Origin of the sequence: Bacillus sp. AP50, from assembly GCF_040492675.1 — a bacterium.
GTDB lineage: Bacteria > Bacillota > Bacilli > Bacillales > Bacillaceae_G > Bacillus_A > Bacillus_A cereus.
Map to the genome: position 1 here is coordinate 1 of NZ_JBEUTW010000704.1, position 4,966 is coordinate 4,966.

The following is a 4,966-nucleotide window of genomic DNA, read 5'->3' on the forward strand; positions in this document are numbered from 1 at the left end:
AAACATCTAGTAGACAAATTAATAATCATCACATTTATAAAAAGATGGGCTACCAAATGATTTTTGAATCGGAAGATGAGTATTGTTACGTGAAAAGAATAAAAACAAGCTCAAACAAAGAGAGTGTAGTTACAAATAAAGATATGAAAAATAGTCAATACGAAAACTGTAATTTAGCGAATACAGGGTATTATCAAGTGAATTTAAAAAACAGTTCATTTGTTGGTAGCAATATAATAAATATGAATATGAGTAATTGTAATGTAAGTCAATCAAAGTTTAGAAATATAAATTTTAGATGGTCATCATATGCAGATTTAAATCTTTCTGGCAGTAAATTTAATTTGGTGACTTTAGGTGGAGTGCAATTTAAAAATACAAGTCTCGGAGATGAGAAGGAACCTATTGTATTCGATAAATGTGATTTGGAAGGCAGCACTATAAGTAATAGTAATCTGAAAAATATTGAAATAGAAAATTGTAATATAGTCGGCATGAAACTAAATGGTATTCCAATTGAAAATTTGCTTAATTTATATAACGAGGCGAAAAGTTAACCAAATCCATATAGTTGTTAATCTTTTTGGAAATTAAGTATTATATCGAAATAATTATGTAAAAATGACATAAAGAAATACGAGTGAGAAGGTCATTCATACACGTTTCTAGAATACACACAAACAAATATATTGTTATTTATATGGAGGAGAGAAAGATGGGGATCAACGTTAGAGCAGTAGAAATACAAGATGCTAGAGCAATTCATCGTATATGTATACAGGATGACGTTTTACCGTATATGGTTTTCTTACCTAGCATGCGTGTAGAAGCTATGGAAAATAGAATTCGAAATTTAGCACCAAATCAATTTGAATTTGTTGCAGAATATGATGGAGAAGTTGTTGGATTTGTAGGTTTAACACAAAGTCCGGGCCGAAGATCTCATTCAGGCGATTTATTCATTGGGGTAGACAGTGAATATCATAATAAAGGAATTGGGAAAGCACTTCTTATGAAGATGCTTGATCTGGCTGATAATTGGTTAATGTTAGAGAGAGTAGAACTAGGTGTGTTAGAAACGAATCCAAAAGCAAAAGCTTTATATGAAAAATTTGGATTTGTAGAAGAGGGAGTAAAGATAGGGAATTTGAAAGCTCACGGAAAGTTTATTAATGAAATTATGATGAGTCGTTTTAGACCGAATGGTTTAATTGTACATAATGAATAGTTAAAAGCATGACAGTATACTGTCATGCTTTTTCATTAGAATTTGGCTGTAATAAAAATAATACTAAACCAATAAAAATAACGGTAATTCCTAGTCCTTGTTGTAAAGAAATAGTCTCATGTAATATAAAGTACGCTAGCATACAAGTGCCAATTGTTTCACCTAAAATACTCATTGAAATTACAGTAGCACTCATCCATTTTAATAACCAATTAAAAATGGTTTGTCCTAAAATTGTAGCAATGAAAGCTAATCCAATAAAGCACAACCAAGTTTGTGTAGAGTAATGGATGAAAGATTCTTGTTGCATGAAAGCAAATATGCTAAGAAAGCCAGCACTACTTCCATAACTAATTACCGAATATGGTATAAGTGACAAATCTTTACGAACGTGTTGGCTAATGAAAAAATAAGCAGTAATGATACCGGCAGCGATAAATGCTAAAATATCTCCATATAAAGCTTCTCCACTAATTTTGAAATCTTGCCAGCCAATGATGATACTACCTGAAATAGCGATGAGGCAACCAATAACCGCTCCTTTCGTAAATCTCTCCTTAAATAAAAAATAACCACCAATCATTGAGAACAAAGGTTGTAACGTTACGATAACTGTAGAGCTTGCTACAGAAGTATATTGTAATGATTCAAACCATAGTACATAATGTGCAGCTAAAAATAGCCCAGATGTGAATCCGAATGTCCATTGTTTTTTCGTTAAAGTTTTTAGCTCATTTCGACTATTTTTATTAAATAGTAATAACGGTAACAGGATCAGTGTGGCAAAGAATAATCGGTAAAAAGCAATGATTGTCGCAGGAGCATCTGCCAATTTTACAAAAATTGCTGAAGTTGATAAGGCGAATACACCAAAAAATAAGATAAAATATGAAAGAATAGGTGATTTCAAAGTTTGTCCCTCCGATAGAATGTTTATTATAATAAACTTAATGCGATATAATGTACAAAAGTAAGTATATAAGTCCCGGAGATAATAGGAAAGGATTATTTGCCTTTGTTTAGTATGTCAGCACAAAGACAATGAAATATGCATTATGATGGACGAAAGGAAGTTTTACTATGATACATGATAGGCTTGGACAAACAGTATTAAGTTATCGTAAGAAAAATAATATGACAATTCGTGAATTTGCTGATTATGCAGGGATTAGTACATCACTAATTAGCCAAATTGAAAGAGGACATGCTAATCCTTCTTTAAATGTTTTGGAGTTAATTGCAAAAGCATTAAATGTACCGCTGTTTACACTTTTTATTAATGATATCGATACAGATTCGCTCATTTCTAAGAAAAAAGATCGAAAAAAAGTATATCGGGAAAACAATGATCACATTGTATATGATGTATTAACACCTGATTTTATGAAAGCACGTATTGAAATGTTAATGATGGATTTAAATAAACAAGCAAACACAACAGAAAGTCATTATTCCCATGAAGATAAGGAAGAGATTGCTGTTATTATGAAAGGGGAAGTGTACGTAGAATTGGAGGGAAAAGAATATTTTTTAGAAGAAGGCGATGTTGTACGTATTCCACCAAATGTGAAGCATCGATTTTTGAATAAAAGTGATGAATCGAATCACATTTTATTTGTACTGACACCATCTTTAGGATGAAAATATAGTGATTTTAACTAGAGGAGAAAGAAAATGGAAAACAAAAGTATTTTAAAAGGCGGCCTTTCAATTATTTTTCAATGTAAAAAAGAAACAAATGATATTTGGCATGCGCATTTTGGAGCAGCTGCAATTGCCAGTTATTTTAATCATATAAAGAGAGCTCCAAATTATAAAGATATAACATTAGAAAAATTCCGGTATGTTATTCATTCTTAATGAACGTCAATAATCTGTAAAAGGAAGCTTAATCTAGTTTCTTTTTTTGTTAGTAGTATATTATTTTTTCAAATATGTAAGATTTTACATGCGTATTTTACTTTTACTAATTATGTAAGTAGGCTATACTGAAATACATACATTTTATTTTTGGAGAGATGTAAAACGACATGGAACTAGCGAAATTGGAAAAAGTAATTGAAATAAAAAAAGAAGAACTTTTATATTTAGTATCGGATTATGGAATTCAACATGAAAAAGTATCGGCATTGAGTCAAGAACTAGACAAATTAATCAATTACTTTATGTTTTTAAAATAAAGAGAACTATGACGTGGTTTGTATATGTTATAGTTCTTTTTTATTAGGTAATTTGAAAATATATTCAAATATATTGTCTAATTTCTTACAGAATGCGCAACTTGCTAGTCGAATATAAGGACTTTTGGTTATAATAAAAAGGAATTATTAATTGTATCGGTTAGGAGCGCAGCACATATGAAAACAGTTGTTGTTATCGGTGGAGGTATAACGGGACTTTCTACTATGTTTTATTTAGAAAAATTAAAAAAGGATTATAATATCGATTTAAATTTTATTCTTATTGAGAAAGAAGAGTATTTAGGTGGTAAAATCCATAGTGTGGAAGAAAAGGATTTCATTATGGAGTCAGGAGCGGATTCAATCGTTGCTCGTAATGAATATGTTATGCCACTTGTAAAAGATTTAAATTTAGAAGATGAAATGGTATATAATGAAACGGGTATTTCTTACATATATTCTGAAAACATGTTACATCCGATTCCTTCTGATACTATATTTGGGATACCGATGAGCGCCCAGTCTTTGTTTAGCAGTACGCTAGTCTCAACGAAAGGGAAAATCGTAGCTTTAAAAGATTTCATAACGAAAAATAAAGAGTTTACGGAAGATACATCACTTGCTCTATTTTTAGAAAGTTTCTTAGGGAAAGAGTTAGTGGAAAGACAAATTGCTCCTGTACTTTCAGGCGTATATTCTGGTAAGTTGAATGAGCTTACAATGGCATCTACATTACCGTATTTACTGGATTATAAAAATAAGTATGGAAGTATTATTAAAGGTTTTGAAGAGAATAAAAAACAATTTCAATCAGCAGGAAATAAAAAATTCGTATCATTTAAAGGTGGACTATCTACGATAATTAATCGCTTAGAAGAAGTGCTCACTGAAACTGTCGTAAAAAAAGGTGCTATAACGACGGCTGTAAGTAAACAAGAAGATCGATATGAGATTTCTTTTGTAAATCATGAAACAATACAAGCTGATTATGTTGTTTTAGCAGCTCCGCATGATATAGCACAAACTTTATTACAGTCTAATGAGTTAAATGAGCAGTTTAATACATTTAAAAACTCATCTCTTATAAGTATTTACTTAGGATTTGACATACTAGATGAACAACTACCAGCTGACGGCACAGGGTTTATTGTAACGGAAAACAGTGATTTACATTGTGATGCTTGTACATGGACAAGTCGAAAGTGGAAACATACATCGGGTAAACAAAAATTATTAGTAAGAATGTTTTATAAGAGCACCAATCCGGTATATGAAACAATCAAAAATTATAGTGAAGAAGAATTAGTACGAGTAGCTTTATATGATATTGAAAAGAGTCTCGGAATTAAAGGTGAGCCAGAAGTAGTCGAAGTTACAAATTGGAAAGATTTAATGCCGAAATATCATTTAGAACATAATCAAGCGGTTCAAGCATTGCAAGAAAAAATGACGAATCTTTATCCAAATGTATATTTAGCTGGTGCCTCATATTATGGTGTCGGAATTGGTGCGTGTATTGGAAATGGAAAGAATATAGCTTTCCATTTCCAATACACGC

The 4,966-nt window shown here is 31.1% G+C and carries 7 protein-coding genes; 6 read left to right on the forward strand and 1 reads right to left on the reverse strand.

Going from position 1 to position 4,966, the window contains the following annotated elements; genetic code table 11:
- On the forward strand, window positions 1-557 hold a 557-nt coding region (locus ABWK52_RS28610), incomplete at its 5' end, for a pentapeptide repeat-containing protein (protein ID WP_353772341.1).
- 158 nt (window positions 558-715) lie between these two features.
- Window positions 716-1,228: a GNAT family N-acetyltransferase gene (locus ABWK52_RS28615; RefSeq protein ID WP_000512617.1), complete on the forward strand. Its 513-nt coding sequence runs from the start codon at window positions 716-718 to the stop codon at window positions 1,226-1,228.
- Window positions 1,229-1,250: 22 nt separating this feature from the next.
- Here the strand turns inward: ABWK52_RS28615 and ABWK52_RS28620 are convergent, their stop codons facing one another.
- On the reverse strand, window positions 1,251-2,138 hold the full coding sequence (locus ABWK52_RS28620) for a DMT family transporter (RefSeq protein ID WP_000841812.1): 888 nt from the start codon (window positions 2,136-2,138) through the stop codon (window positions 1,251-1,253).
- Window positions 2,139-2,308: 170 nt separating this feature from the next.
- Between ABWK52_RS28620 and ABWK52_RS28625 the strand changes: the two genes are divergently transcribed.
- The 4 genes from ABWK52_RS28625 to ABWK52_RS28640 all read left to right on the forward strand — a co-directional run.
- Entirely contained in the window at window positions 2,309-2,869 is a 561-nt protein-coding gene (locus tag ABWK52_RS28625) for a helix-turn-helix domain-containing protein (protein WP_000581029.1), read from the forward strand.
- Window positions 2,870-2,902: 33 nt separating this feature from the next.
- Window positions 2,903-3,088: a hypothetical protein gene (locus ABWK52_RS28630; protein ID WP_000428897.1), complete on the forward strand. Its 186-nt coding sequence runs from the start codon at window positions 2,903-2,905 to the stop codon at window positions 3,086-3,088.
- 170 nt (window positions 3,089-3,258) lie between these two features.
- Window positions 3,259-3,408, forward strand: coding sequence for a Spo0E family sporulation regulatory protein-aspartic acid phosphatase (locus tag ABWK52_RS28635; RefSeq protein WP_353772342.1), 150 nt, complete (start codon window positions 3,259-3,261; stop codon window positions 3,406-3,408).
- A gap of 177 nt (window positions 3,409-3,585) precedes the next feature.
- Window positions 3,586-4,966 (forward strand): protoporphyrinogen oxidase (locus ABWK52_RS28640; protein ID WP_353772343.1); only part of this gene is annotated, 1,381 nt, incomplete at its 3' end.

What these genes read in the sequence shown, in the direction of transcription:
- ABWK52_RS28615 (WP_000512617.1), top strand. Translation starts at nt 716, where the DNA reads ATGGGGATCAACGTTAGAGCAGTAGAAATACAAGATGCTAGAGCAATT.
- ABWK52_RS28625 (WP_000581029.1), top strand. Translation starts at nt 2,309, where the DNA reads ATGATACATGATAGGCTTGGACAAACAGTATTAAGTTATCGTAAGAAA.
- ABWK52_RS28630 (WP_000428897.1), top strand. Translation starts at nt 2,903, where the DNA reads ATGGAAAACAAAAGTATTTTAAAAGGCGGCCTTTCAATTATTTTTCAA.
- ABWK52_RS28635 (WP_353772342.1), top strand. Translation starts at nt 3,259, where the DNA reads ATGGAACTAGCGAAATTGGAAAAAGTAATTGAAATAAAAAAAGAAGAA.